Source organism: Leifsonia sp. GW821-FHT13C09 (genome assembly GCF_058806435.1).
Genome location: NZ_JBXAPS010000005.1, coordinates 264,125 through 287,374, shown reverse-complemented (window position 1 = coordinate 287,374; position 23,250 = coordinate 264,125). Strand labels below are relative to the sequence as shown.

Genomic DNA, 23,250 nt, shown 5'->3' with positions numbered 1-23,250 from the left:
GGGACACTCACGAGCCGGCGGAGTCAGACCTCGTCCCGGTCGGCAGCACGAGGCGGAGCGCCCTCCGCGTCCAGTGTGGCTCTGGCAACGGTCAAGCCATGCAACAGAGCCTCGCGCTCGGCGAGGTCGAGCTGGCTGATCGTCCTCTCCTCGAGCTCCGCGACAGGCTTGCGCAGCCGATCGAGCACCCCCTGCCCTGCTGATGTCAGGTACATCCCATAGCGGCGGCGATCCGTGTCACCACGTTCCCGTCGAATGAGCCCTGAACCCTCCAAGGCGGTGATCATCTGAGCCATCGTTTGCGGCCGCACGAACGAGAAGCGTGCAAGGTCGGCCGCCGACATTCCGGGATGACGTTCCAAAACGGTGAGAGATGTGTACTGCAACGCGGTGATGCCTTCGCGTCCGGCCACGGCGTCCAGATGGGCGCGCACGGCCAGCTCCACCTGCTTCACCAGGTACAGGAATGTCGTCGGGGCGGGGTTCATCGAATCCATCGTCGCAGACAAAAGTCGTGTTCCAAATAGACAGTATTACTGCTAATCTCTTCATTGTCGACGGCGACCGTCTTCGTCAACGACGACCAAGCGAAAGGACTTCACCGTGAGCATCTCCCTTCAAGGGCGCACCGCCATCGTGACCGGAAGCGGAAGCGGATTGGGCGCGGCGTACGCCACAGCCCTCGCTTCGGCCGGGGCCGCGGTTGTGATCAACGACGTTTCCGCCGAGGCCGCCGATAAGACCGTCGAAGCGATCCGGGCCACCGGCGGTCGCGCCACCGCAGTGGTCGCCCCGGTCGGCGGCACCGAGACAGCCGAAGCGCTGGTGGCGACCGCGGTCCGGGAGTTCGGCGGCCTGGACATTCTCGTCACAAACGCCGGCATCCTCCGTGACAAGTCCTTGCTGAAGATGACCGACGACGACTTCGACCAGGTCATCAACGTGCACCTGCGCGGCACCTTCACCTGCGTGCGCGCCGCGTTCGCCCACTTCCGCGAGAACAACGTGGCCGGGCGCATCGTCACCATCGGCTCACCCACGGGACAGCGCGGCAACTTCGGACAAACCAACTACGCGGCCGCGAAGGCGGGAATCGTCGGCATGGTCCGGACGTGGGCACTCGAGATGCGCAAGGCTGGCGTCCTCGTCAACGCGGTCATCCCCGTTGCAGCCACTGCGATGACCCGCACCGTCCCCTACTTCGCTGCAGCGATCGAGGCCGAGGACAGAGGCGAATCGATGCCCTCGTTCTACCGCCACGAGCTCGGGTTCGGCACCGCTGAGGACGTAGCCGGCCTGGTCGTGTTCCTTGCTTCGCAGGAGGCCGACGGGATCTCCGGCCAGGTCATCGGCGCCGGCGGAGACCGGCTCCAGCTCTGGTCGCACCCCGAGCCCGTTCTCTCAAGCTTCCGCGATGGCGGGTGGACCGCCGATTCCATCGCAGACCAGTTCGCCGATGAAGTCCGCTCGAACCTGCAGTCCGTCGGTGAAAAGTTCCCGCTGCTGCCTGCGGAGTTCGAGCGCGCTGCGGGGTGACCGTGTACAAGCCGGAAATGGACGTAGCGTCGCTCACCGCGATCGATGCCCACGTTCACATCGAACTCGGAAACGACGGCCATTCGTCGCTGCCCGATGCGTTAGCGCACGCCGCGTCGGCGTACTTCCGCAGCGACGGAATACGCCCCGACCTGTCGGGCGTCGCTGATTACTACCGCAGCCGCAACATGGGTGCGGTCGTCTTCACGGTCGACGCACGCACACAGCTGAAGCACCCTCCCGTATCGAGCGAGTCGCTCATCGAACAGGCCGCGGATCACGCTGACACGCTCATTCCCTTCGCCTCGGTCGACCCACGACGTGGCGAGGCAGCGATCGATCAGTTGCGCAGCCTCGTCCAGGACCACGGCGCGCGCGGGGTGAAGCTGCACCCTACGCTGCAAGGTTTCGACCCTTCCGCGGATGACTACCGACCGCTCTGGCAAGCCATCGCCGACCTCGGCATCCCGGCCCTCGTTCACACCGGCCAGGCCGGAATCGGCGCCGGTCTCCCTGGCGGCGCGGGGCTTCACCTGCGCTATTCCAATCCGATGCTCCTGGATGACGTGGCGGCCGACATCCCAGAATTGCGACTGATTCTGGCCCACCCCTCGGTTCCGTGGCAGGACGAGGCCATCTCGATCGCCACTCACAAGCCTGGAGTGCGCATAGATCTTTCCGGTTGGCGCCCGAAGTACTTTCCCCCGCAGCTGGTCCGAGCCGCAGCTTCATTCCTGAGCGACAAGGTGCTGTTCGGGTCCGACTTCCCCCTGCTCACCCCCGAGCGCTGGCTCGGCGACTTCAATGAACTTCCCATCCCCGAGACCGCGCGGATCGGCATCCTGCGCGATAACATCGCCCGCTTCCTCGGGCTCATCAAGGAGTAATCGCATCATGACCGAACAGACCGTTGTCACCTTCGACCAGCTCCCTAGTCTTGTCGAGACCACCTTGGGGCCTTCCGACTGGATCGAGATCAGCCAGGAACGCATTAACACCTTCGCGGACGCGACGGACGACCACCAGTGGATCCACGTTGACCCGGAGCGTGCAAAGGACGGCCCTTTCGGCGCGCCGATCGCCCACGGCTTCCTCACCCTGTCACTGCTCATCCCTCTGTGGAGCGAGCTCTTCGACGTCGAGGGTGTCTCGGCAAAGGTCAACTACGGCCTCGACCGGGTGCGGTTCACCTCGCCCGTGAAGGTTGGTTCGCGGATCCGACTGCTCGCCACGATCTCGTCGGTCGAGCAGGTCAAGGGCGGAGTCCAGCTCGGCGTGTCCTGCACGATCGAGATCGAGGGATCCGAGCGGCCGGCGGTAGTCGCGGACTTCCTGGCCCGTTTCTACGCATGATTTGATGTGAAGGAGGAGTCGAAGATGATTCCCGCAGGCGTCGGCTCGTGGGTGCGCAAACGCGCGCGCGGTGGCGGCGAACGACCCGCTCTCGTTTTCCGCGGTCAGCAGATGAGTCATGCCGAACTAGCGGACCGGATCGACGGGCTCGCATCGGCGCTGGCCCGCCGCGGTATCCACAGCGGCGACCGGGTGGCGTTCCTCGGCAACAACCACCCTGCTTTCGTGGAATCGCTCTTCGCCACCCTCCTCCTGGGCGGCATCTTCGTCCCGCTCAACACGCGTCTCTCGCCACCCGAACTCGCGTACATGCTCGACGACAGCGGCCCGCACCTGCTGATCGCCACCTCACCACTCGAACCGCTGGCGGTCGCTGCAATCGACGGGCGCACCATCTCCCGCATCGTGGTCACGGACGAAGAGCCCGGCGACCCGGTCTCGATCGGCTCGGGTGCCGAGAACTACGACGAGATCATCTCCGAACCGACCCAGGCGCGGGAATTTCCGGCCATGACACTTGAGGACGACGCGCTCATCGTCTACACGTCCGGCACCACCGGGCGGCCGAAGGGTGCCGTGCTTACGCACGGCAATCTCACCTGGAATGCGCTCAACGTCATCGCCGATTACGACATCGTGAGCACCGACCGGGCACTCATGGTGTCCCCGCTGTTCCACGTCGCATCTTTGGGCATGGGCTGCCTTCCCATTCTCCTCAAGGGCGGGACCCTCCTCCTGGAAGAGCGCTTCGTCGCCGCTGAGGCACTCCGGACGATCGAGGAGCAGCGAGCCACCACCATCAGCGGCGTCCCGACGACGTTCCAACTCATGGCCGAAGATCCGCATTGGTTCGATCGGGACATCAGCTCTCTGCGGCTACTCACCTGCGGGGGCTCACCCATCTCCAGAACTGTCGCCGCGGCGTGGGAGGAGCGCGGCCTCGCCTTCTCCGGCGGCTATGGCATGACGGAAGCCGCACCGGGAATCACCATGCTCCCACCGCGCTATGCTCGCGACCGCCTCGGCTCCGCCGGGCTTCCACACTTCTTCACCGAGTTGCGCATAGGGGGCGCGCAGACCGCCGGCGTCAGCGGCGAGATCGAAGCGCGCGGCCCCAACGTGTTCCGCGGGTACTGGAACAACCCTGAGGCGACCGCGGCTGCGTTCACCGACGACGGTTGGCTGCGCACCGGCGACATCGGGCGTCTCGACGCCGACGGGTTCCTGACCATCGAGGACCGCCTGAAGGACATGATCATCTCCGGCGGCGAGAACATCTATTCCGTCGAAGTCGAACAGGCAATCTCCGAGATCGGCGGCGTAACAGGAGTCGCCGTCGTCGGCGTTCCTCACGAACGCTGGGGCGAAGTGCCGCACGCTGTGGTGACACTCGAAGACGGCGCGGAGCTTGACCCTGAGCGGATGGTCGCAGAACTCTCCACCCGCCTCGCCCGATACAAAGTGCCACGCACGCTCCAAATCGTGGAGGAACTCCCCCGCACCGCCAGCGGAAAGGTCCAGAAGAACATCCTGCGCGAACGGTTCCTCGACGAGGCAGCGGAATCCCGCACAAAACATTGGAGTTGAAATTGGCCACATCCACCCAAGTTCTCGCCTCAGCGGTACGCGGCGCCGAGAACGTTCATGTGGAGTCCGATCGTGTTGTCATCTCTCGGCTTCCCGAGTGGACTCACCGTGAGTTCAGCCGGGACCCCTTCCTCAGCGGGGCTCAAAGTGAGCTCTCCGGCGTCAGGATTGCATTGATGACGACTGCAACGCGGATCGACCTCCGGTTCCGCCTGTCAAGGTTCCGGCCGACGTGGATCGAAATGCCGCTCGCTCCAGCGGTTTTCGCAGTGACGGCTGGCGAGTTCGAGCAAGAGTTCGTTTTCGACGAGGGAGATCTTGTCGACGTCGACATCTCCTTCTCACAAACGGTCGCCTCCGGACGTGACAGCCGACTTCGCGTCGACCTGCCGCACACCGACACCCCGCGACCGGTGACCATCTGGCTCCCCCACGCCGCCGGAGTGACTCTGACCTCGCTGGAAGCAGACGCCCCCGTGGAGCTGGCCGAACCGACCGGCCCGAAATGGGTGCACTACGGGAGCTCCATCAGTCACTGCCGGGAAGCTGATTCCCCGCTCGGGGTCTGGCCTGTCATCGCGGCACGTCACCTGGGCTGGAATCTCACGAGCCTGGGACTGGCCGGTAACGCTCAGCTCGACGGCTTTGCCGCACGCACGATCCGAGACAGCGCCGCCGATGTGATCACGTTGAAAGTCGGAATCAACGTGATTAACGCCGGAAGTATGCGCGAGCGCACCTTCACACCAGCCATTCACGCCTTCTTGGACACCATCCGTGAGGGACAGCCGAACACTCCGATCGTTTTAATATCCCCGATCTGCTGTCCCGCCCACGAACACACTCCCGGGCCCTCGGAATGGGACGCGTCAGGTCATGTCGTGGGGACGTCCATTCCCCGAGCACCACTGGATGGCCAGCTCACACTGTCCGATATCCGAGCAACACTGTCCGACATCGTCGACGTGCGAAGCGAGACAGACCCCCATCTTGCCTACCTCGATGGGAGAACACTCTTCGGGGAGGGCGACGTGCACCTACTGCCAGACGGTCTCCATCCCAATCCCGAAGGCTACTGCCTCATGGCGACCCGGTTCATCGACTATGTGAACACGCGAGCCACGCCGAAGCAGCGACTACACACCGCAGACCACTGAAGGCGACCGCTTCACCATAAGGTGGCACTCGATTCCGGCTTCGCGCCGATTCCTCGTGAGCTCCACCACTCGTCGAACGACAGTGACCGACTGCCACGGGCTTAAACGAGGGTAGGCGTGTCCGATTTCGCATCGGGAGCTTACGCACGCCCACCCCTCCGACCGATGAACCCGACAGCGTGACATCCACAGATGGTTGGGGAAGGTGCTCCGCACCTGCAATCCCACGTCTCGTAGATAGGGCTCGTCGGAACCCCCGCCCTCCGGGATGGCCGCACGACGGCGCACAGCGCCGAAATCGGCGAAAGAACGATGAGGAAGGTAGGGATCATGGGCAAGTTCATCACCCGGAGCGCGGAGGAACGACAGGCAGCGGCGGAGGCACTGCACGCGTCGATCCTGGAGCAGGTCGAGCTGCTCGCTGACAGCGGCCAGTGGCGGGCGTTCCTCGAGTTCGCCCGCTCCTTCCACAGCTACAGCCTGAACAACCTCCTGTTGATCCTGGCGCAGGACCCGTGCGCGACCATGGTTGCCGGATTCCGGCAGTGGCAGACAAGAGGCCGGCAGGTGCGCAAAGGCGAGAAGTCGATCAAGATCTTCGGATACCGCGAGAAGAAGGCGACCCCCGACGAAGACCAAAGGGAAGTTGACGAGAACGACGAACAAGTGGTGCGGTATTTCCCCACCCTGTCGGTGTTCGACATCGCCCAGACTGACCCGATCGAAGGCGCCAAGCCGGTCCCCGAGAACCCCTTACGGCGCCTGGCCGGTGACGATGACCACGGCGTCATCGCTCCCCTGACGGGTCACCTCGAGGCGAACGGGTGGAGCATTCACCGCGCACCCCTCGCCAGCGCGAACGGACACACCGACCCCGAGTTGCGCCGAGTGACCCTGGCCGAGAACATCACCAGCGAGCAGGCAGCCAAGACACTCATCCACGAAACCGCGCACATCGATTTACGCCACATCGACGACCTCAACGAGTACCGAGCGCACCGCGGACAAATGGAGGTCGAAGCCGAATCGGTCGCCTTCGTCGTCGCTGGCCTCTCCGGATTCGACACCAGCGCTTACAGCATCGGTTACATCGCCGGATGGGCCAAAGAAGACACCACCATCATCCGAGACACGGCGGCACGCGTGTTGAAGTCTGCGCATACGATCGCCGAGATCATCGAGCATCGCCAATAACGCATCAGCAGGAGTTGAACCCCGGCCCAATTGGGCCGGGGTTCTGTCATGTCAGCTGGGGCGACAGATGGCTGCCGAAAGATGAACGCGAGAGATGAAGCCGAGACGAGAACGAAACGGAGACGAAGGGAAACAGGAAGGGGAAGGAGAGAAGGAAAGAAAAGCAGACCAAGGAAGCAACGAAGGACGAACGACGAAGGGAAGGAAGACAAGAGAGAAAGGGCGAATGCACGTAGGCACTCTTTGAGTGGGCGCGCTGTCTTGTCTCAGGACATCGGAAGCGGAAGTGTCTCAGGACATCGGAAGCGGTTGGTGTCTCAGGACATCGGTGACACTTCGTCTGGTCGTGGGTTGGGGCGACGTCCGCGGGGTCGGCCGTTGCTGACGTATTTGACGCCGGGTGAGGGCCAGGGTTGTTCGATGATGAGGGTGCCGTCGAGGTCGAAGAACATGATGGTGGGGCCGGTGTCGAGGATCGCGATGCGTTTCTTGCTGTAGTCGCGGCTGATGCCGAAGCGGATGCCGTGGAACTCGACGCTGCCGCCGCGGTCGACGAGTTTGACGCGGATGCCGTCGTCACGGCGGCCGAGTCGGGAGTCGTGCGCGGGCGGCCTGGGTGATTCGGCTTTCGGGGTGGCCTGCCAGGCCTGGTGCGGGGTGATCCGTCCGGGGAGGGCTTGGTGGGGTCGTTGGGTGTTGTAGATGATGTCGAACGCATCGACCTGTTCCTGCAGCTGGGCCAGGGTGGCGGCGATGGGCTGCTTGTCGAGGTAGCGGAACAGGGTCTGGTGGAAGCGTTCGTTCTTGCCTTGGGTGGTCGGTTTGAAGGGTTTGCCGGTGATCGCCTCGACGCCGTAGGAGGCGAGATATGTGACTAGTTGGCCGGCGAACCCGCGCCGGGACGGGTTGAGGGCCATGCCGTTATCCGAGAGCAGCCGTTGGGGAACACCGTGGATCCGGATCGCTTTGGCGACGACGGTGATGGCGTCTTGGGAGCTCTCGGTCCAGGCGACGTGGGAGGCGACGGCGAAGCGGGAGTGGTCGTCGATGAGCTGGAAGATGACGCACTTGCGTCCCTCGGTGAGGACGTATTCGGTGGCGTCGATCTGCCAGCAGGCGTTCGGTGCCGGATAGACGAACCGGCGGTAGGAGGCGCGGGGTCGTTTCCGCGGCTCGAGGCGGGCGACGCCGGCGTCGCGGAAGATCCGGGCCAGTGAGGACACCGCGGGAACCGGGGTGATCCGCAGCAGCTGCATCCGGTCGTGGACGCTGATCGGGCCGTGGTCCAGGCCGGACTGTTCCAGCGCCGCCCTCACTTGGATGGCCTGCTGTTTGATCTGATCGGTGATCTTCCCGGGGCTGGCTCGAGGGCGCCTCGATCGGGGTTCCAGCGCGGCGGCGGGGCCGTCTTCGATGGCGCGCTTGCGGATCTCGTAGAAGGTCTTTCGGGAGATGCCGTGCTCGGCGCAGAACCTGGTCACCGACCCGCGAGGAGCATCCGGTGGCCACTGGGTGATCGCGAGACGGACACGGGGATCAACGGGTTCGACACGGCTCATTCCTCAAAGATCGAGGAGAAACGTCACCACCAAAAAACGCCGAAGTGTCACCGATGTCCTGAGGCAGATTCGTCACCTATGTCCTGAGACATAACACTTTGAGTGGGCGCGCTCCGTGCGCGCCAAAAAGCGCGCGCAACCGGAAGTTCTAAGTGTGAGAGGTGGAGTCGCGCGCTGGAAGCGCGGGCAGGCGGCCCAAGGGGTCAAGCAGGCGGTGCATTACGCGTTCGGTGGCGTCTGCGACGCGACGCTGACAGCCAAGACCGCCGATGGTGCGCTGGCAGCTGCGGGGTATGCGGATGCGGTGATGACACGGTACATCGTGGAGCACGGCGCCATCCGCGAGGACTTGCTCACTCGGTCGCAGTTGAAGGATTGGGTTGACGGGGTCGACCCGCTCACGGGTGAGCGGCGGGGTCGGGATCTGGAGTCGCCGATCTCGGACCTGATTCTGGATGCGACTATCAACGCCCCGAAGTCGTTCTCGATCGCCTCGATGCTGGACCCGGAGTTGGCGGCCGCGTACGAGGATCTGCAGGACCGGTTGCGGGACCGGATCATCAAGCTGTGGCAGACCGAACTCAACGCCCGCCGCGGGAAGCAGGGTTCGATTCGCGAGGACCTCGCTCGCATCGAGGTCGTGGAGCTCCGACACGAACGGTCCCGTTCGCTGGACCCGCATAAACACCGCCACCTCTGGCTGAACGTCAAGGTCCAAGGACTCGACGGGAAGTGGTCAAACGTCGACACTCGCGTCGCGCTCCGGTTCCAGAACGTCGTGAACGCTGAAGGCGACCTCGCCTCCAGGACCGACACAGCCTGGATCGGTGCGCTGGCTGCCAAGGGCTTCACCCTGAACTCGGACGGGGAGATCGCGCAGCTGCAGCATCTGGTGCGGCCGTTGTCGAAGCGCTCCGCGCAGATCGAGGCCAACAAGGCAGCGCATCTCCACAAGTGGAGGGAACAGCACCCCGGTGAGGAGCCTTCCGCCACCGTCCTGACCCAGATCGATCAGTGGGCATGGGCGGCTGGCCGTCCGAAGAAGCCGGGGCAGCTGGACGAGAACGATTGGGCGTCCTTTGTGATGGCCGAACTCCTGAACGCCGACCCGATACTTGGGCTGCCACGAGACGCGAAGGTGGCGCGGTCGATCGCTATCGAGGACGTTGACATCGAGCTCCTCGCGGCAAAGGCGATCGTCGACGCCGATGCCCGGTCCACTCGCACGGGAGGCAGGTTCAGCGACATGGACGTTCTGGCCGGCGCGATTCGAGCGATCGCGAGTTCCGGCGTCGTCGCCGACAGGCAACACCTGGCTGAAATCGTTGACCGAGTCGTCTCCTTCGCCACGGGCACTTACACCGTGACCCTGCTTAGTGAGCCGAACATCCCTGCGCACGTCAAGCGACGAATGGCCACTTCGACTGCGACTTTGAAAGCATCCCTCCAACAACGGATCGAACGAATCTCGGCCCCCGGCGCAGCGCTGAACACAGCGGAGGTAAAGGACGTGGGACAAGCAATAGAACCGGAACGTTCGCTTGACAGAGGTCAACTCGCTGGCGCCGCGACAATAGCCGGCACCTCGAGAAGCGTCGCGGTGTCAGGTGCTGCAGGAACGGGCAAGACAACTATGCTCAAGGTCGCTGGCGCAGCGCTTCGTCGACGTGGCCGCAACATGATCATCGTGGCACCGACGAAGAAGGCGTCGGCCGTGGCTGGCCGTGCAACGCAGAGTGCGTCTTCGTCGCTGCATCAACTACTCCACGACTATGGCTGGCGTTGGTACACGAACAAGGCCGGAGGAACCGATTGGAGGTGCCTGCAGATCGGAGAACTCGATCAAGATACAGGGCACGTGTACCGCGGTCCTAATATTGCGATCTGCCCCGGGGATCGGATCGTCGTGGACGAGGCCGGAATGCTCGATCTCGAGGCAGCTAATGCCCTCGTCGAGGTGCTGGAGCGAACCCAAGCGACGGTGGCACTAGTCGGAGACGAACGTCAGGCGCTGCCTGTGGGACACTCCGGCGCGATGGCTCTCTTCTGGGCCCACTCGGCGGACCAGGTCGAGCTTATGGCCATCCATCGATTCAAGGATCCCGTCTGGGCAGACTTAACGTTGAGGTTGCGCGATCCGCAAGGTCGGGCAGCGTCCGAGAGCGTCGCCGACGATCTCGTGCACAGTGGGCATGTCGTCCTTGCAAATAGCGAAACCGAGGCTCGAAACGGAATGGTCTCAGCCTGGTTCGATGCGCAGGAGCAGCGACAGTCGATCGCGCTTGTCGCCGCGACGCACGCTGAAGCGCTGGCAATCAGCGAGGATATCCAAAGTCGGAGAATCCACGCCGGAGAGATCGACACCACTGAATCCACCTCGGGCCAATCTGGTCAGCCGATCTTCGTGGGCGACATAGTTCAAACCCGACGAAACGATCGCGGTTCGGATATTCAGAATCGTCAACATTGGGTGGTCAAGCGGATCACGACAGGACATGTGATTCTCGCCTCCTCGTCTGACTCAACCGATCTCAAGAGAGTCACCCACGAATACGCCAACGCTCACATGCACCTGGGCTACGCATCAACTGTCTACGGGGTCCAGGGCGAGACCACGGATCGTGCGCTCGTCGGACCCGGTGTGGACGCCGCAGGGCTCTACGTTGGTCTTACGCGGGGCAGGGAGACGAACGATATCGTTCTCGTTGCACCGACCGAAGCTTCCGCGAGAACGCAACTCGTTGAAATGATGCAGCGGCAGTCCATCGAAGAGACCCTAGATGCGTCGCGAGCTGCCGCACGAGTTGAACTCAGTCGCGCTGCCCAGAGCGAAACAGGTCCATCCACGATGGCGCGTCAAGACGGAAGGGCGGTTGTCGGCCGATGACGTCGGATTAGGACTTAGCGAGTCCGAAGGTCCGAGCGCGTCGACCAAGCCCGTTGACGCCATCTAGCGCGCCGTCCTGCGCCCGAAACCGCAGGAGCGCGACTCCAAGCGCGTCAGCCCGATCGCGGGCGTCCGGGAACACACCCCCAGGCACGAACAGCAGGGGGGAGCGCCCGTCACCGGCCGAGGTGGCGGCGGCACGCTCAACGAGGTCGACACCAAGGTTGCCCCGTCCGTTCTCGACCCAACCAAGGAAATGCGAGCTGTAGAGGTCGCATACATGGTGTGCCGATTCACTTACCGCACGCGTGTCGGTCGCGCCAAGGTGGACCATCCACTCCCGGCACAATTCGATTGCTTCCTCGTTCGAGACACCCCACGGCCTTGGCGACGGCGATACAGCAGACACAACTTCAGTTTGCCGCGGTCGAGCGAAATGCACCACGAGTCGCGCCTCCTCAGAAGCCGAAGCTGTGACGGGCCTCACGCGAATCGCTCCTCGAGCCAACGCTTCGGCATGACGTGTCGCTGGAAGGACTGATCGATGAGGTTGTTTGGGCGGTTCGACCTGTAGTCGCCCAGGACCTGCTGGAGCGCGCTGAATGCCTCGACTCTGGACAGATAGTCATCAGTCGCGACTTCTAGCAGTGCATCACCGAGCGTATCTGGATCAAGTGTCGCAATGCTCTCGACCTCTCGAAGGCCCATCGTGATCGTCGGAACGGCGGCGTTCGGCATCAGAGCGCGTACCTCATTCGCATTCGCGCCGTAAATCGGTTCGGCTGTGGCGATCACGCCGATGAACGGCCGGTCCTTCGGTATGTGAGCGAACTTTGGGTTCCTGCTTCGTAGCTGTTGAACGGTTCGATTGATCTGCAGGATGGCGGGCCCGAGCTTATCGGCTACCTCATTCGCTCCGGTCTCTGCGCCCGCTCGGATTGCGAGTGTTGAGTGGGCCGACTTGCATTCGAGGAGCACGGTTGCCTTCGGAGTGACAATAAACCAGTCGATGCTTTTCTTGTCAGCCCAAGGAATCTCTGGATGGACTTCCAAATTGCCAGTATGGCGCAACTGCCGGCCTGCGTAAGCTTCTAGTCTCATGCCCAGATCTGAGCCGAAATTGCGGATTTTCGCTCGTTGGCCGAGATAGTAAATCGCCTCCAAAGAGCACGACTGAAGTACGAAGTGAGTCTGCGGCGCAACGACCGTCTCATCATCGACCCGAATGAACGGCGTTCGAGTCAGCGGGTTGTAGCCGAACTTCTGCAATCCGCCTTTGAACTGCAGGGTCGAAAGACCATCTTCTCGCGCCTCCTGAATCGTTGCGGTCAGACGGTCGAGAGTCCCCAACATTGACTCACCAGATGGCATCTGATCTGGATAGTCCTTCGCAAGGTCGACCACCGAATCGCGAGTGACCACTCCCTTCGTGGCGCGTGCAATCCCGTAGAGGACGAATGTCGAGGTGGCCAGATCGTGTATCGGTGCACCGACAAGCTTGTCCAGTTCCGTCTCGTCAAGTTGGTCGGACCGGGTCCTAGGTGTGTCCAACAAGACAGCGAGGGTGCGGCTCAGGTCTTCTTTAGCGGACAAGCTGTACGAGAACTGCTCGTTGGCCGCGCCGGCCAGAAATCGGTGCACGTCAAAGCCTGCCGGTGGCGTGACGTCGATCTGCCGGTAGAGATTCAACATCCGACGCAGTCCCTGATTGTCGACCGGTCGAGTGCCGCTCCGGTTGGACGACATGATTGCCTGTCGCGCGATCGCGGACACACTCCATGGCGCTATCGTTGCCCAGCTACTTTGGAATCCTTCGAACTCCGGTTGACTCGATGTGTATTGCGCCAGCGCCGTGAGGATCGACAGCGGATGATATTTACGTATGCACGACTCGAACTCCGAGTAGAACACACGGCGACCGTCCTCCCAGCTTGCGAACTTGACGGACGTCATGGCTCGATTATTCGGCGAACGTCAGACATTCGAGCCTTGCCCTAAATGTCGTCTTCCTCAGCCTCTTTCGGCGTCTCGCCGCGCTCCAATTTGGCAATAGCGAGTGCACCAAGCTGTCGGCCGAATAGTTGCAAGTCGTCGAGTACAAGGTCCGGATTTAGATCCCAGTCACTTGGATACGACGTTCGATCGCCTGCGAGCAAGAGCTCGATCATCCTCTGGTCGAGTCGATATCTCTGGCTGAGATGGACCGATCTCACTGTCGTCGGCTCGCCCGGCTGATGGTGATAGCGAAGCTCTAATGAGGCAACGTCATCCGCGCGCCACCGTCCCTCACCGAGCGCCTCCTTTGCGAGCGACATCGCGCGTGAGGGGTCCAAGGACGCCAAGTAGTGAAACCACATTGCCGCTTGAGCGTCATTGTCGACTGGAGACTTTGCCATCCGCAGTTCTGCGTCCGCGCGATCAGCAAGAGCCTTGCGCTGAGCCGTTATCCACGCAACGTAAGGGGCCGACCCGGCTGGGCTCTTTTCGCGTGTAAGGACTGCCAGGAGCAGAGGATCGACAGGACCGGACTCCGGGACTTCCCACCCAGCAAATGTTTCGGCGCCTGCTCGCTGCAGAGCTTCGATCGCAAGCAATAGGAGGTTCGAGGAGCCTCGAAGCCCGAAGTGGCCGGATCGATATTCAAGTTCGGGCAGTAGTACCAGGGAGGAGAGGAAGTTGAACAGCGGACGCGGTGAAATCGACTCGGCCTGACGTCGACCTATCGCCACGAGCGTGTCCTCCGGCATGGCTCGAAAGAGAGTCGTCAGTTCGAGCTCAGCCTTTGCTCCGCCGGCTGTACCCAATTCACGCAACAGCGCGCGGACCTGCATATCGGAGACTTGATTCTCCGGAAGCTGATGCGAAAAGTATCGATAGAAATACCGCTCGTCTCCAATGTGCTGCCCAGCTCGATCGGGTTCGCTGGAGTATGATGGTCGGTCGCCAGCACGATTTGCGGCGAATCTGGGAAATAGCTCGTCAAGCAATGCGAGCAAGTCCTCCCCTTCGAATGTTGTGGACGTGCTGCTGCGGATCGTCTCGGCCAACTCAGATGCGCGTTGCTTGCCTTCGCCCTGCATAAAGCGCATCCCCGACCCGATGTGCTCAGCAGCAAAGACGTACGGATGATCAACAATGAGCTGCCACGTCTGAGGATGGACAACGCGCACGTAAGAGATCCTGCACCAGTCGAGGTAATTGATTTCCCCATAAAGTGCCTGCGGGAGGGACGTAACTGTCTCGACAAGGCGATCGATGACGCGCTTCGTGTGGACACTGCCCCACATTGCCGTCTCGACTGACCAGTCAAAGTTGGCTTGCTCGACATCTGACTCTGCAAACGGTCCGTTCGTCTGAATACCAAACGCCATCAACGGGTCGAGTAGGTGGCGCTTCCACAGCCGTCGGGTTATCCGGGGTATCGACACTCGAACTTCAACGATTTTGTCGAGGTAGAGCCGCGCCCGATCCACGGAACCGCCGCCGATCTCGGTTTGCGCGAGAAGCTGCAGCAATACGACTTCGTCATACACGAGGACATAAACAATGTTAGGAAGGTTTCCAACAAGACGGAGAAGCTTGAAGAAGAGCAGGAGCTCTGTCGGAGTGAGTCGATCAAGATCATCCACGAGCACATAGGTCCGGGTGCCTGGGTCATCGAAATGAGCTGCAAGCTGCTTCGTGATCTCAGAGGGAGTACTGAGGCCTTTCAGGGCCTCGGAAGCCTCCTTCAAAGTGCCACTGACGTCGAAGCCGAACCCCTTCATCGATGGACCGATATAGTCCAGAGCACGCGCGATCTTCCGTCGCGCCCTCTTGTCTTTGATGCGCTCAATCAAAAACGTGGCATATCCGCGGTAGAGGCCGAGTTCGTCGCTATAGAGCCAGGGGTTAAACTCTCTCGTGATTCCGTTCAGCGAAGGCCGGACCTCCTCCACGAGCCACGATTTGCCGCTTCCCCACGGCCCTGAAAGTCCGACGATTCGTGACGACTCCGTTGGAGCGCCATTAGCGACTATGGCGGCCCGAAGCTGAGCGATCAGTGGCCCTCGATCAAGTTCATCCGCAATAGCCAAAATTCCCTCGCCGCGACTAAGACCGTCTTGTCGCACAACGAGGAAACGGTACCGCAGGGTTCAGTTCGTCCGTGGCAACGTCGCTGGGTTCAAGAAGCAGATGAGGATTCCAGCCCAATAGGGATGGAATCCTCATCTGTGTGCGTGGGACGTGCTTCGTAGTCACTCCACTGCGACGGCGTGCGCGTGACCACCGACGACTTGGGCTGGCCCGGTGGCCGAGGCTGCCGGGCCGTCAGCTTTTGGGGCGCGACGGGCGACCTCCGCCGTCGTGTAGCGGAGGGAGGGTCCGACGCTATCGGCGACGACTTCGGTTGCAGCTCGGGGTTCGCCGGTGGCCTGGTCGGTCCAGTGGCGGAACTCGAGGTTGCCGTTGACGATGACGGTGTCGCCCTTGGCCAGGCTGGCGCGGACGTTCTCGGCGGTGTGGCCGAAGACGGTGGTGCGGTGGTACTGGGTGTCGCCGTCGACCCATTTGCCGTCTTCGAGCTTGCGGTCGGTGACGGCGACGGTGAACTTGGCGAACTTGGTGCCATTCTGGGATTCGCCGTAGTCGGGGTCGGCGACGAGGTTGCCTTCGATGCTGATCGGGACTCGTGTGCTCATGGTTCTATTCCTTTCCTTTGGCGCCCGCTGGTCGGGTCGCTCTCAATTAGAACTTCCGGTTTCGGGACGGAAAATGCGCGCGGAAGGCGCGCAATTCGCGTCAGCGCGACTTACGCGCCGGCGTGGCTTTGGCGGATCCAGTCGGCCCACCCCGCCGGGAGGGCGGCGTCCCGGGCCTGTGGGAGTTCGGTGTGGCCGTTGTGACATTCGCCGTTGTACCAGGTCGCCAGTCGTGGGATGGCGACGGCGAGGCGTTCCTGCCAGCCGATGGGTCCGTAGCCCGCGTCGAGGCTGTCGTAGGAGACCAGCCATGCGGTGTGGAGGGCGGAGAGTTCTTCGACGAGGGCGCCGTGCTGGTACCAGCAGGGCGGGATCTTGCGGGAGGCGATGTTGTAGCGGTGAGTGAACCAGACCACCCATTCCCGCAGGTCGGTCCAGACCTGCGAGGCGTCCTCGTCGTCGAGGTTGCGCCAGTTGATGACGCGGATGCCGAGCATCCCCGGAGTCCGCCGGGGTGCCTGGTCTTCCCATCCCTCAGCGAGGGAAGCGACGAGGTCATCGAGTGGGATGTCCTCGGTCACTGCTGCTCCAGCGAGGCTTCGATGTAGTGGGCGATCTTCGCTTGCAGTCGGGCGATGGCCTGGATGGAGGCAGTGCGGCGAGGCACGAAGCCGGAGAGTGCCCGGTCGCGCTCGATGAGCTGGTGCACGTACTCGTGGCAGCGTGGATGGAGTGCTGTGAGGTCTTCGTGCTGTTCGTGGGCGGTCCAGCCGTAGGAAGTCTGGGTGACTCCGCGGTAGTCGAGGTGGTGAAGTTCGAGGCTGCGGGCGCTGCCAGCGCCGAGACAGAGGGCGCAGCGGATGGTGCCATTGCGGGACTGTTCCTCGAGAAACCACCGGCCGCGGCGAGCGAACCAGGCTCCAGAGCGAAGGTAGTGGCTGCGGTAGCTGTTGTTCCGGGCGGAACGGCGACGGTTGGACATCAGTTTCCCTCCCCGGCTGATCGGCGGCGATCGAGCGCGGCTTGATACTGTTCGGCGAACACGACCTGCTGGTCGAGCTCGGTGAGCTTCTTCCCCGCGCTGATCTGACGGGCATCGTTACGTGCAGTCCAACCACGCAGGTCGAGCAGGATGCCGCGCCGGTTCCGGTAAGCGAGCAGGCCGACCGTTTCGGGCATGCGGCGGATCTCGTCGATCGTCATGACCGGCACCTTCTCGTTCTGGACGCTGGTCGATGACCCGCTGTCGTTGTATGAGTGCCCGGTGTTGCGGATCCTGCGGGAGCCCAGCAGCGATTCGATGTCGCGGAGGTGGTCGACGTCAGACGCCCCTCCGAGAAGCAGCTTGGCGGTGGCGGCGGACCAGATCGTGTCCGCTTCAGCCCGTGACCACGCGGTCTCGGCCTGCGACAGCGCCTGCAACACCACGACGGTGGAGATGCCGATGCCGCCGCCGTCGGCCATGATCCGCGGCAACGCGGGCCAGGAGAACATGTTCGCGATCTCATCCAAGATCAACGCTAGTGGGAGATCCAGGCGGGAGCCGGGTGAAGCGAGCGCTTTGCGTCGGGCTGTCTCGACGATGTCGTCGAGGATGGCACCAAGGAACCCGCCGACGGATCCGGCGCCTGCTCCGGTGCCGACGAGGTAGAGGCTGTTGGGTCCGGCGAGGAACGCGTCCAGGTCGAATTGCTCCCCCGGACCAGGTGTCATGGCATTCCGGATCGAGGGGATGGACAGCGGGCGGAGCGCGCCGAAGACACCGAACCAGGAGTTGGCCAGGAGCTTCTCATCGCCGTTGATGATCGCGTCCAGGTCTTCCGACCAGCCCGGGGTACCCTGGTTTGCGAGCACGCTGACGGCTTCACGCGCGATCCGCGGATTGGAGCCCCACCGCGCCAACGCGTCTGTGCCACGTCCCGAGACCGCCGCGGCGTGCAACAGCCGGGAGAGCACCGAAGAGGACACTTGCGCCCACTCCTGATTGGTCTTGGAAGCTCCGAGGGCGGTGCCGGCGATGATCGCCTGCCCGCGCTGGTCGGCTACGAGCGGGTCCTCGCATCCGGCAACCGGTGAGATTCGCAGCGCTGAGCGGACGCCGGTGAGCTCTTGCGGGTCGAACACCGTCACCTGGCCGACTCGGGCGCGTTCGCGCATGGTGGCGGAGAGGTTGTCGTTGCGGGTGGAGGTGGTGATCAAGGGGCCGTCCCAGTCGAGGATCGCGTTGACGATGAACCGGTAGCCCTTCCCGGAGCGGGGTGCGCCCTCGACGACGATCGAGTCCTCGATAGAGACGTAGACGTCCTGCCCGTGTGCGCTGCCCACCTTCCACCCGGCGGCAGACGGCGTCGGGTTGACCAGAGACGGCCGCAGCATCTTGGCCCGATGCAGGGCTGTGCGGGCGGAGGTGTGCTTGCGGACCTCCCCGGGCTTGGCGAGCCCATCGCGGCCGCGCAGCTCGTGAATGAAGTGCCGGTCCGACTGGCGGTAGCGAAGCCACCACACCACGACCACTGTCACCGCACTGAGTAGCACGAAGACCGCAAGCAGGTCGAGGACACGGATCAGCGTGACCGGGGCCGGACATCCCGGCGCCAGAGCGAACCCGCTGGGATCCCCGCCCATCGCCAGTTGGAGCCCGGCGAATACACTGCCCGGCTGTCCGCCACCACCGCAGGTAAGGGCGACGGTGGCAGAGGCGATCCCGGTCGTGAGAGCTCCGGCGACGACGGTGGCGAAGAGGCTGTAGAGGGCGAGGTGGGTCCAGGAGGAGCCGTTGTTTCTCATGCTCGCTCACCGCCCATCGCGTCGGTGCGGAATATCCCGAGTTCGTAGTCGGTGCAGATGTTGCGGACCTTGGCGACGCGCTCTTGGCCGATCTGCCACAGCCCTTCCCCTTTGTGGAGCTTGCGGACAAGGTCGGCCTGGGTATCGTTCCACCCCAGGATCTCCCGCGACCGGGCGATCTCCCCTGTGTGTTGCGCATAGGAGATACGGGTCTCGCAGTCCGCCAGGAGACCGAGCGCCCGAGAATGCAGGGCGCTGTTGCGGTCGCCGAGCGCGTCGAGATCGGCGACGCGATGGAGGAGGTACCAATTGCTTGTGCCGAGGTGGCGGGCGACCTTCTCGTCCTCAACCCGGTCGGCGAGCCCGTCGCCGCCGGAGACATCGTTGAGGAGTTCGACGGCGGCCTCTTCGTGGATGATCACCCGGGCCTGCCGATTGGCGCCCAGGCTGGACCGGCGGATCCAGTTCGCGGTCGCAAGTCGGGCCAGCGCCTGAGCCTCAGGTGATGCACCTTTCAGGGCGGAGGTGTCGACCACCATCATCGGTGCGTCCGCGTCGAAGCGGACGGTGGAGGGTCCGTCGAAGAACCCGGTGAGGTCGCCGGAGACCATGCGGCGCAGCGAGTGCGCGAGCAGGTGACCGGCTTCGACCACCTCGAGCGGCTGGTCCTGGTGGGGATCGACGAGCCGGTCGTAGACGTGGGTGATGGTGACGGTGGACTGGCCACGCAATGCGTCGAGTGCGATATCGAGTGCGGTGTGCTCGACCGGTTCGAGGTTCCCGCCTTCGCGGAGGCGGCGGATTATCGTCTTGACCGTGGAGCGTCGGTACTGAAGGACGTTCTGGTTCCAGTCCTCATCCGAGAACGACGCATCCCGCGGACCTTCATCCAACAGGTTGATTCGGGCGGCTTTCCCGGGGCCGACGCTGATTGACCGGCCGCCAACGTACGCAGCGACGCGCACCCACTCCCCGTTCGGGTCGTGTGGAACCGCGATCTTTCGGCCAAGCCGGGCGAGCCGGGAGGACCAGGACTTGGCCAGCATCGACTTCCCAGTGCCTTTCACCCCGAGGATGGCAACGGAGTGGGAGCGGACGGCTTCGGCGGAGTAGGCGTCCCAGGGGTCGAAGCAGAACGGTGCACGCGAGAGCAGGTTCTCCCCGATGTACGCCCCGGTGAGGATGTCCCCGGTCTCCGCCAGGAACGGATACGCGCCACCGAGCACCTTCGAGGAGCATCGGTGAGCGGGTGGGGTGGCGCGCAGTGGGCCACGCAGGTTGTGCGGTTGCTTCCACCCCCAGGCCGGCATCTTCGACGCCGGGAGTTCCGCGGACTGCAGCTTCCAGGTGGAGTTCTTGTCGGTGGAAGCGGACTGGCGGCGGCGTCCGTTGGCGCCGGGCTTCTCGTTCGCTGGGATGCGGCCGATGACGGCTGACTGCTTCATGGTCATTCCCCTTCCACCGGCACCGGCAGCGCCGCGGTGACGAACCCGGCAGCTTGCTGTCCAGACATCGATGCCAGCACGAGTCGGGCGGGGTGGGAGGCCTGTTCGACGTCGGTGCGGGCCTTGGCGAGAGCGTCCTTGGACTCGGCGGAGATCGTGACGAATCCGCGGTACTGGACGTCGCCGTACCCGTCGACGAGGTCGTGTTCGCGCACGGCCAGGTCCTCCTCTTCACGGAGTTGGGTGAGCGGAATCCGGGAGGACAGCTTCATGCGGATCGTCGCGGCGGTCTCCATGTCGGACTGGGCACGGTTCAGCTGGGCGAGCGCCTTGTGCGTCGCCACCGGACGCACCTGCAACGTGATCACCCGCGTCGCGTCGCCCGCGTAGAGCAGCGGTTCGAGGAATCCGGTGCGGACGTCGGTGCGTGGCCATTCGGCAACCCAGAAGGTCTGATGCCAGGACTCGTCCACGCGCATCGCATCCCAGCCCTCGTCGATCCCCATCACCGGCGAAGGCGCAGATACAACCCCGGAATCCTGCTCGCGCCGCTTCGCGGCGGCGATCGGGTCGGCCGACAGCGCGTTGAGCTCGTCGAGCTCGTCCGAGGTCAGCCAGCCGGCGGAAGCGAGCCGGGCGTGCTCCATCGACGTCTCGATCCCGGCAACGCGTTCCTTGAGCACGGCGGCCAACCCCGTGAGGCCCTTGCCCGCGTCGCGGATGGCGCCGTTGAGCGCGGCGGTATCGAAGGTGAGGGTGATGTAGTTGGTGAACCCCATGGACCGTTTCGACGCTGCCTGAGTCAGCGCCCAGTACTCTGCGCGCAGTTCCGCGCTGACCTGGGGGTCGTGTTCGTTCTCCCGGACCAGGAGGTAGTCGCGGAGTTCGTTCGAGGAGGCCCGGTCGACCCGGATCCTGATGGTGGTTTCGCGGACGCCGGGCAGGTTTTCCAGGGAACTGAGCCATTCAACGAACCCGTCATAGGCGGCCTCCTGGGTGCCTTTGTCCCGCAGCGCCCACGCCTTGGATCCGACCTTCACTGTGACGGAAGCGAGGCGACCACGGGCGTTGTAGATGAACCCACCGGCGCCGGGGATCTGCACGACTTGGACATCGCCGAGCGCACCGGGCAGGAGGAATTTGGAGGTCACCACCGGGGTGGTCGCAGCGACCTGGGCGTGACCGACGTTGAGAGACGCGACGGTCACGCGGAGCCAGACATCGCGACGGAAGATGGTCTGCCCGGTCAGGCTCCGACGCGCGTAGCGGGCGGCTTGGGCGACGATCACGATGATCGGTTCGCGTCGGTAGGTGGCGAGTGCGAAGAACACGACGACGGCGACGATCGGGAGCATCACCCAGATCGCATTGGTGTCGATGAAGAGGGTGGAGAGCAGGACCGCGACGGCGGCGCCGATCACGACCAGCTGCAGGAAGGTCAGGCCGAGGAAGATCCCGCGGCGTTCCCGGGCGGCGAAGCGGACGCGGGGTGCGCCTTCCTCGGTGATGATCTGGTCGGCGGTGAGGGTGGTCATGAGTTATCTCCCAACCTTGACGATCCGTGCCGCGGAGCGGACGGGTGCGGAGGCGGTGCTGGCGCGCGAAAACTGGTCGCGAACCGAGAACCGGTGGTGGAGGGCGGTGCCGACCTCGGCGCCGGCGAAAGAGACGAGCTTGGTCGCCCACAACGGACTGAACGAGGCTGCTATGACGGCACCTGCCGCGACGAGAATGACGCCGATGCTGAGGCTGGCTTTGGTCAACTCGACCGCCAGGAGGACGACGCCGGCGGCGAGGGGTTTGGCGATGAGCAGTCCGACGGAGAGGTTCAGCCAGCGTTGCGCCCAGGCGGTGAGCTTGGGCTGACCGATCATCATCAAACCGACCGGAGCCATCGCCGCCAGCGCCAGGAGACCGAACTCGCGGATCGACATGGCGATGAACAGGAACAGCGAGGCGATCATCATGAGTCCGACGATGAGCAACGCCATGACGTATTCGCCGACGGAGCCTGGGCCTGCTGCTCCTTGGGTGGCCATGCCCCAGATGACGCCGTCCTGGGAGAACTGCATCGTCTTCATGACGGCACCGTGGATCTCCTTCGGTGCGTCGAAGAGGCCGACAACGCGGAGCAGGCTTTGGCTCAGGTCACCACCTTGCACGGCGCTGGTGAGCGCGTGGGTGATGTCGTCGGTGATGCCGGAGGCCTTTTGCATTCCCCACACGCAGATCGCACTGAACGGGATGGCGAGGGCCGCGCCGGCAGCGGTGCGGCCGATTCGGGACCAGTCCTGCAGGATCATCGCGATCCCGATCTGGACGAGCGCGACGATCAGGATGACCGGCGCGGTGACGGCGATCCAGAACAGGAACTGCGAGTGGGCGATGTTCCAGCTGCCCTGATCGATGTTCGTGTTGAACGAGCCAGCGATCATCGTGGCGATGAAGTCGCCAAGGTTCTTGATGGTGGAGCCCATGAACTGGGCAACGGTTTGGGAGGCTTGGCAGCCGAAGTCGGCGACGAAGCATCCGTAGTTCGGCGTAAAGGGGTCCGGCGGTGCCGCCGCAGCAGTGGCAATCATGATGGTCACGCCACGTGGAGCGACTGGCCCCAGTTGATCAACCCGGCGATGCTGCCGGCGATCGCAACCCCAGCGACGCAGCTGAGCACTCCGACGATCCCGGCCTTCTGGACACGGCCGTTGCTGGAGACGTGGCCAACGACGATGAACCCGCCGGCGATCAGCCCGCCGATCACGCCGAGGATGAGCACGATGGCGAATACGACGTTCGCAATCGCCTGCAGGGCTCCGACGCCGGGGCCGGAGAAGTCCGGGCTGGGGTTCGGGACGGCCGCCACGGTGATTATGCGGGAGTGGACGGTGACGAGGGCTTCGTTGAGTGCGTTCATGATTCTTGGTTCCTTTCCGTGGGGTCGGTCGACGGTTCAGGTACTGGTGCTTCGCGCATGCGCTTAGCGGCGAGGTAGCCGGAGGCGGTAACGCCGAGCAGGGTGATGCAGATCAGGCCAAGCAGGCCGAGCAGGTTGAGCAGCAGATCCAT

General features: G+C 63.6%; 20 protein-coding genes. 7 read left to right on the top strand and 13 right to left on the bottom strand.

What is annotated here, in order from left to right:
• Nucleotides 1-23 precede the first annotated feature (23 nt).
• Nucleotides 24-497: a MarR family winged helix-turn-helix transcriptional regulator gene (locus AC1ROW_RS17155; RefSeq protein WP_493020097.1), complete on the bottom strand. Its 474-nt coding sequence runs from the start codon at nucleotides 495-497 to the stop codon at nucleotides 24-26.
• 112 nt (nucleotides 498-609) lie between these two features.
• On the opposite strand from AC1ROW_RS17155, the gene AC1ROW_RS17150 reads away from it, so the two are divergent.
• The 6 genes from AC1ROW_RS17150 (at nucleotide 610) to AC1ROW_RS17125 (ending at nucleotide 6,827) form a co-directional block, all read left to right on the top strand.
• Nucleotides 610-1,536 carry an SDR family NAD(P)-dependent oxidoreductase gene (locus tag AC1ROW_RS17150; RefSeq protein WP_493020140.1) on the top strand — a complete coding sequence of 309 codons (927 nt, stop codon included), beginning with the start codon at nucleotides 610-612 and terminating at the stop codon, nucleotides 1,534-1,536.
• Between the two features lie 17 nt (nucleotides 1,537-1,553).
• A complete protein-coding gene (locus AC1ROW_RS17145; protein ID WP_493020139.1) occupies nucleotides 1,554-2,423 on the top strand; it encodes an amidohydrolase family protein in 870 nt (289 codons plus the stop codon).
• A 7-nt stretch (nucleotides 2,424-2,430) separates the two neighbouring features.
• A complete protein-coding gene (locus tag AC1ROW_RS17140) occupies nucleotides 2,431-2,889 on the top strand; it encodes a MaoC family dehydratase (RefSeq protein WP_493020096.1) in 459 nt (152 codons plus the stop codon).
• Nucleotides 2,890-2,913: 24 nt separating this feature from the next.
• Nucleotides 2,914-4,476: an acyl-CoA synthetase gene (locus tag AC1ROW_RS17135; RefSeq protein WP_493020095.1), complete on the top strand. Its 1,563-nt coding sequence runs from the start codon at nucleotides 2,914-2,916 to the stop codon at nucleotides 4,474-4,476.
• A gap of 176 nt (nucleotides 4,477-4,652) precedes the next feature.
• Complete coding sequence (locus AC1ROW_RS17130) at nucleotides 4,653-5,633, top strand: GDSL-type esterase/lipase family protein (protein ID WP_493020094.1); 981 nt, start codon at nucleotides 4,653-4,655, stop codon at nucleotides 5,631-5,633.
• A 330-nt stretch (nucleotides 5,634-5,963) separates the two neighbouring features.
• On the top strand, nucleotides 5,964-6,827 hold the full coding sequence (locus AC1ROW_RS17125) for an ArdC family protein (RefSeq protein WP_493020093.1): 864 nt from the start codon (nucleotides 5,964-5,966) through the stop codon (nucleotides 6,825-6,827).
• Nucleotides 6,828-7,144: 317 nt separating this feature from the next.
• Here the strand turns inward: AC1ROW_RS17125 and AC1ROW_RS17120 are convergent, their stop codons facing one another.
• Nucleotides 7,145-8,386 carry an integrase core domain-containing protein gene (locus AC1ROW_RS17120; RefSeq protein ID WP_493020092.1) on the bottom strand — a complete coding sequence of 414 codons (1,242 nt, stop codon included), beginning with the start codon at nucleotides 8,384-8,386 and terminating at the stop codon, nucleotides 7,145-7,147.
• 115 nt (nucleotides 8,387-8,501) lie between these two features.
• Between AC1ROW_RS17120 and AC1ROW_RS17115 the strand changes: the two genes are divergently transcribed.
• Nucleotides 8,502-11,273, top strand: coding sequence for an AAA family ATPase (locus AC1ROW_RS17115; protein ID WP_493020091.1), 2,772 nt, complete (start codon nucleotides 8,502-8,504; stop codon nucleotides 11,271-11,273).
• A 483-nt stretch (nucleotides 11,274-11,756) separates the two neighbouring features.
• Here AC1ROW_RS17115 and AC1ROW_RS17110 read toward each other — a convergent pair whose 3' ends face one another.
• The 11 genes from AC1ROW_RS17110 to AC1ROW_RS17060 all read right to left on the bottom strand — a co-directional run bounded on the left by AC1ROW_RS17110 (nucleotide 11,757) and on the right by AC1ROW_RS17060 (nucleotide 23,250).
• Entirely contained in the window at nucleotides 11,757-13,226 is a 1,470-nt protein-coding gene (locus AC1ROW_RS17110; RefSeq protein WP_493020090.1) for a hypothetical protein, read from the bottom strand.
• A gap of 41 nt (nucleotides 13,227-13,267) precedes the next feature.
• Entirely contained in the window at nucleotides 13,268-15,385 is a 2,118-nt protein-coding gene (locus AC1ROW_RS17105; RefSeq protein ID WP_493020089.1) for a KAP family P-loop NTPase fold protein, read from the bottom strand.
• A gap of 126 nt (nucleotides 15,386-15,511) precedes the next feature.
• A complete protein-coding gene (locus AC1ROW_RS17100; protein ID WP_493020088.1) occupies nucleotides 15,512-15,955 on the bottom strand; it encodes a single-stranded DNA-binding protein in 444 nt (147 codons plus the stop codon).
• 110 nt (nucleotides 15,956-16,065) lie between these two features.
• Entirely contained in the window at nucleotides 16,066-16,536 is a 471-nt protein-coding gene (locus AC1ROW_RS17095; protein WP_493020087.1) for a hypothetical protein, read from the bottom strand.
• Nucleotides 16,533-16,937, bottom strand: coding sequence for a hypothetical protein (locus AC1ROW_RS17090; RefSeq protein ID WP_493020086.1), 405 nt, complete (start codon nucleotides 16,935-16,937; stop codon nucleotides 16,533-16,535). Before AC1ROW_RS17090 ends, AC1ROW_RS17095 begins: the two co-directional genes overlap by 4 nt.
• Entirely contained in the window at nucleotides 16,937-18,742 is a 1,806-nt protein-coding gene (locus tag AC1ROW_RS17085) for a type IV secretory system conjugative DNA transfer family protein (protein WP_493020085.1), read from the bottom strand. Before AC1ROW_RS17085 ends, AC1ROW_RS17090 begins: the two co-directional genes overlap by 1 nt.
• On the bottom strand, nucleotides 18,739-20,187 hold the full coding sequence (locus tag AC1ROW_RS17080; protein WP_493020084.1) for a putative type IV secretion/conjugal transfer ATPase: 1,449 nt from the start codon (nucleotides 20,185-20,187) through the stop codon (nucleotides 18,739-18,741). Before AC1ROW_RS17080 ends, AC1ROW_RS17085 begins: the two co-directional genes overlap by 4 nt.
• 2 nt (nucleotides 20,188-20,189) lie before the next feature.
• A complete protein-coding gene (locus AC1ROW_RS17075; protein WP_493020083.1) occupies nucleotides 20,190-21,722 on the bottom strand; it encodes an SCO6880 family protein in 1,533 nt (510 codons plus the stop codon).
• A gap of 3 nt (nucleotides 21,723-21,725) precedes the next feature.
• Nucleotides 21,726-22,778: a hypothetical protein gene (locus tag AC1ROW_RS17070; RefSeq protein ID WP_493020082.1), complete on the bottom strand. Its 1,053-nt coding sequence runs from the start codon at nucleotides 22,776-22,778 to the stop codon at nucleotides 21,726-21,728.
• The gene (locus AC1ROW_RS17065) at nucleotides 22,775-23,098 is read right to left on the bottom strand and encodes a hypothetical protein (protein ID WP_493020081.1); all 324 of its coding nucleotides are present in this window, start codon (nucleotides 23,096-23,098) and stop codon (nucleotides 22,775-22,777) included. The genes AC1ROW_RS17070 and AC1ROW_RS17065 overlap by 4 nt, the downstream gene beginning before the upstream one ends.
• Entirely contained in the window at nucleotides 23,095-23,250 is a 156-nt protein-coding gene (locus AC1ROW_RS17060) for a hypothetical protein (RefSeq protein WP_493020080.1), read from the bottom strand. The genes AC1ROW_RS17065 and AC1ROW_RS17060 overlap by 4 nt, the downstream gene beginning before the upstream one ends.

Excerpts from the sequence above, each read along its gene's own strand:
- AC1ROW_RS17155 (WP_493020097.1), bottom strand. The coding sequence starts at position 497 with ATGGATTCGATGAACCCCGCCCCGACGACATTCCTGTACCTGGTGAAG.
- AC1ROW_RS17145 (WP_493020139.1), top strand. The coding sequence starts at position 1,554 with ATGGACGTAGCGTCGCTCACCGCGATCGATGCCCACGTTCACATCGAA.
- AC1ROW_RS17140 (WP_493020096.1), top strand. The coding sequence starts at position 2,431 with ATGACCGAACAGACCGTTGTCACCTTCGACCAGCTCCCTAGTCTTGTC.
- AC1ROW_RS17135 (WP_493020095.1), top strand. The coding sequence starts at position 2,914 with ATGATTCCCGCAGGCGTCGGCTCGTGGGTGCGCAAACGCGCGCGCGGT.
- AC1ROW_RS17130 (WP_493020094.1), top strand. The coding sequence starts at position 4,653 with ATGACGACTGCAACGCGGATCGACCTCCGGTTCCGCCTGTCAAGGTTC.
- AC1ROW_RS17125 (WP_493020093.1), top strand. The coding sequence starts at position 5,964 with ATGGGCAAGTTCATCACCCGGAGCGCGGAGGAACGACAGGCAGCGGCG.
- AC1ROW_RS17120 (WP_493020092.1), bottom strand. The coding sequence starts at position 8,386 with ATGAGCCGTGTCGAACCCGTTGATCCCCGTGTCCGTCTCGCGATCACC.
- AC1ROW_RS17110 (WP_493020090.1), bottom strand. The coding sequence starts at position 13,226 with ATGACGTCCGTCAAGTTCGCAAGCTGGGAGGACGGTCGCCGTGTGTTC.
- AC1ROW_RS17100 (WP_493020088.1), bottom strand. The coding sequence starts at position 15,955 with ATGAGCACACGAGTCCCGATCAGCATCGAAGGCAACCTCGTCGCCGAC.
- AC1ROW_RS17090 (WP_493020086.1), bottom strand. The coding sequence starts at position 16,937 with ATGTCCAACCGTCGCCGTTCCGCCCGGAACAACAGCTACCGCAGCCAC.
- AC1ROW_RS17085 (WP_493020085.1), bottom strand. The coding sequence starts at position 18,742 with ATGAGAAACAACGGCTCCTCCTGGACCCACCTCGCCCTCTACAGCCTC.
- AC1ROW_RS17080 (WP_493020084.1), bottom strand. The coding sequence starts at position 20,187 with ATGAAGCAGTCAGCCGTCATCGGCCGCATCCCAGCGAACGAGAAGCCC.
- AC1ROW_RS17075 (WP_493020083.1), bottom strand. The coding sequence starts at position 21,722 with ATGACCACCCTCACCGCCGACCAGATCATCACCGAGGAAGGCGCACCC.
- AC1ROW_RS17065 (WP_493020081.1), bottom strand. The coding sequence starts at position 23,098 with ATGAACGCACTCAACGAAGCCCTCGTCACCGTCCACTCCCGCATAATC.
- AC1ROW_RS17060 (WP_493020080.1), bottom strand. The coding sequence starts at position 23,250 with ATGGATCTGCTGCTCAACCTGCTCGGCCTGCTTGGCCTGATCTGCATC.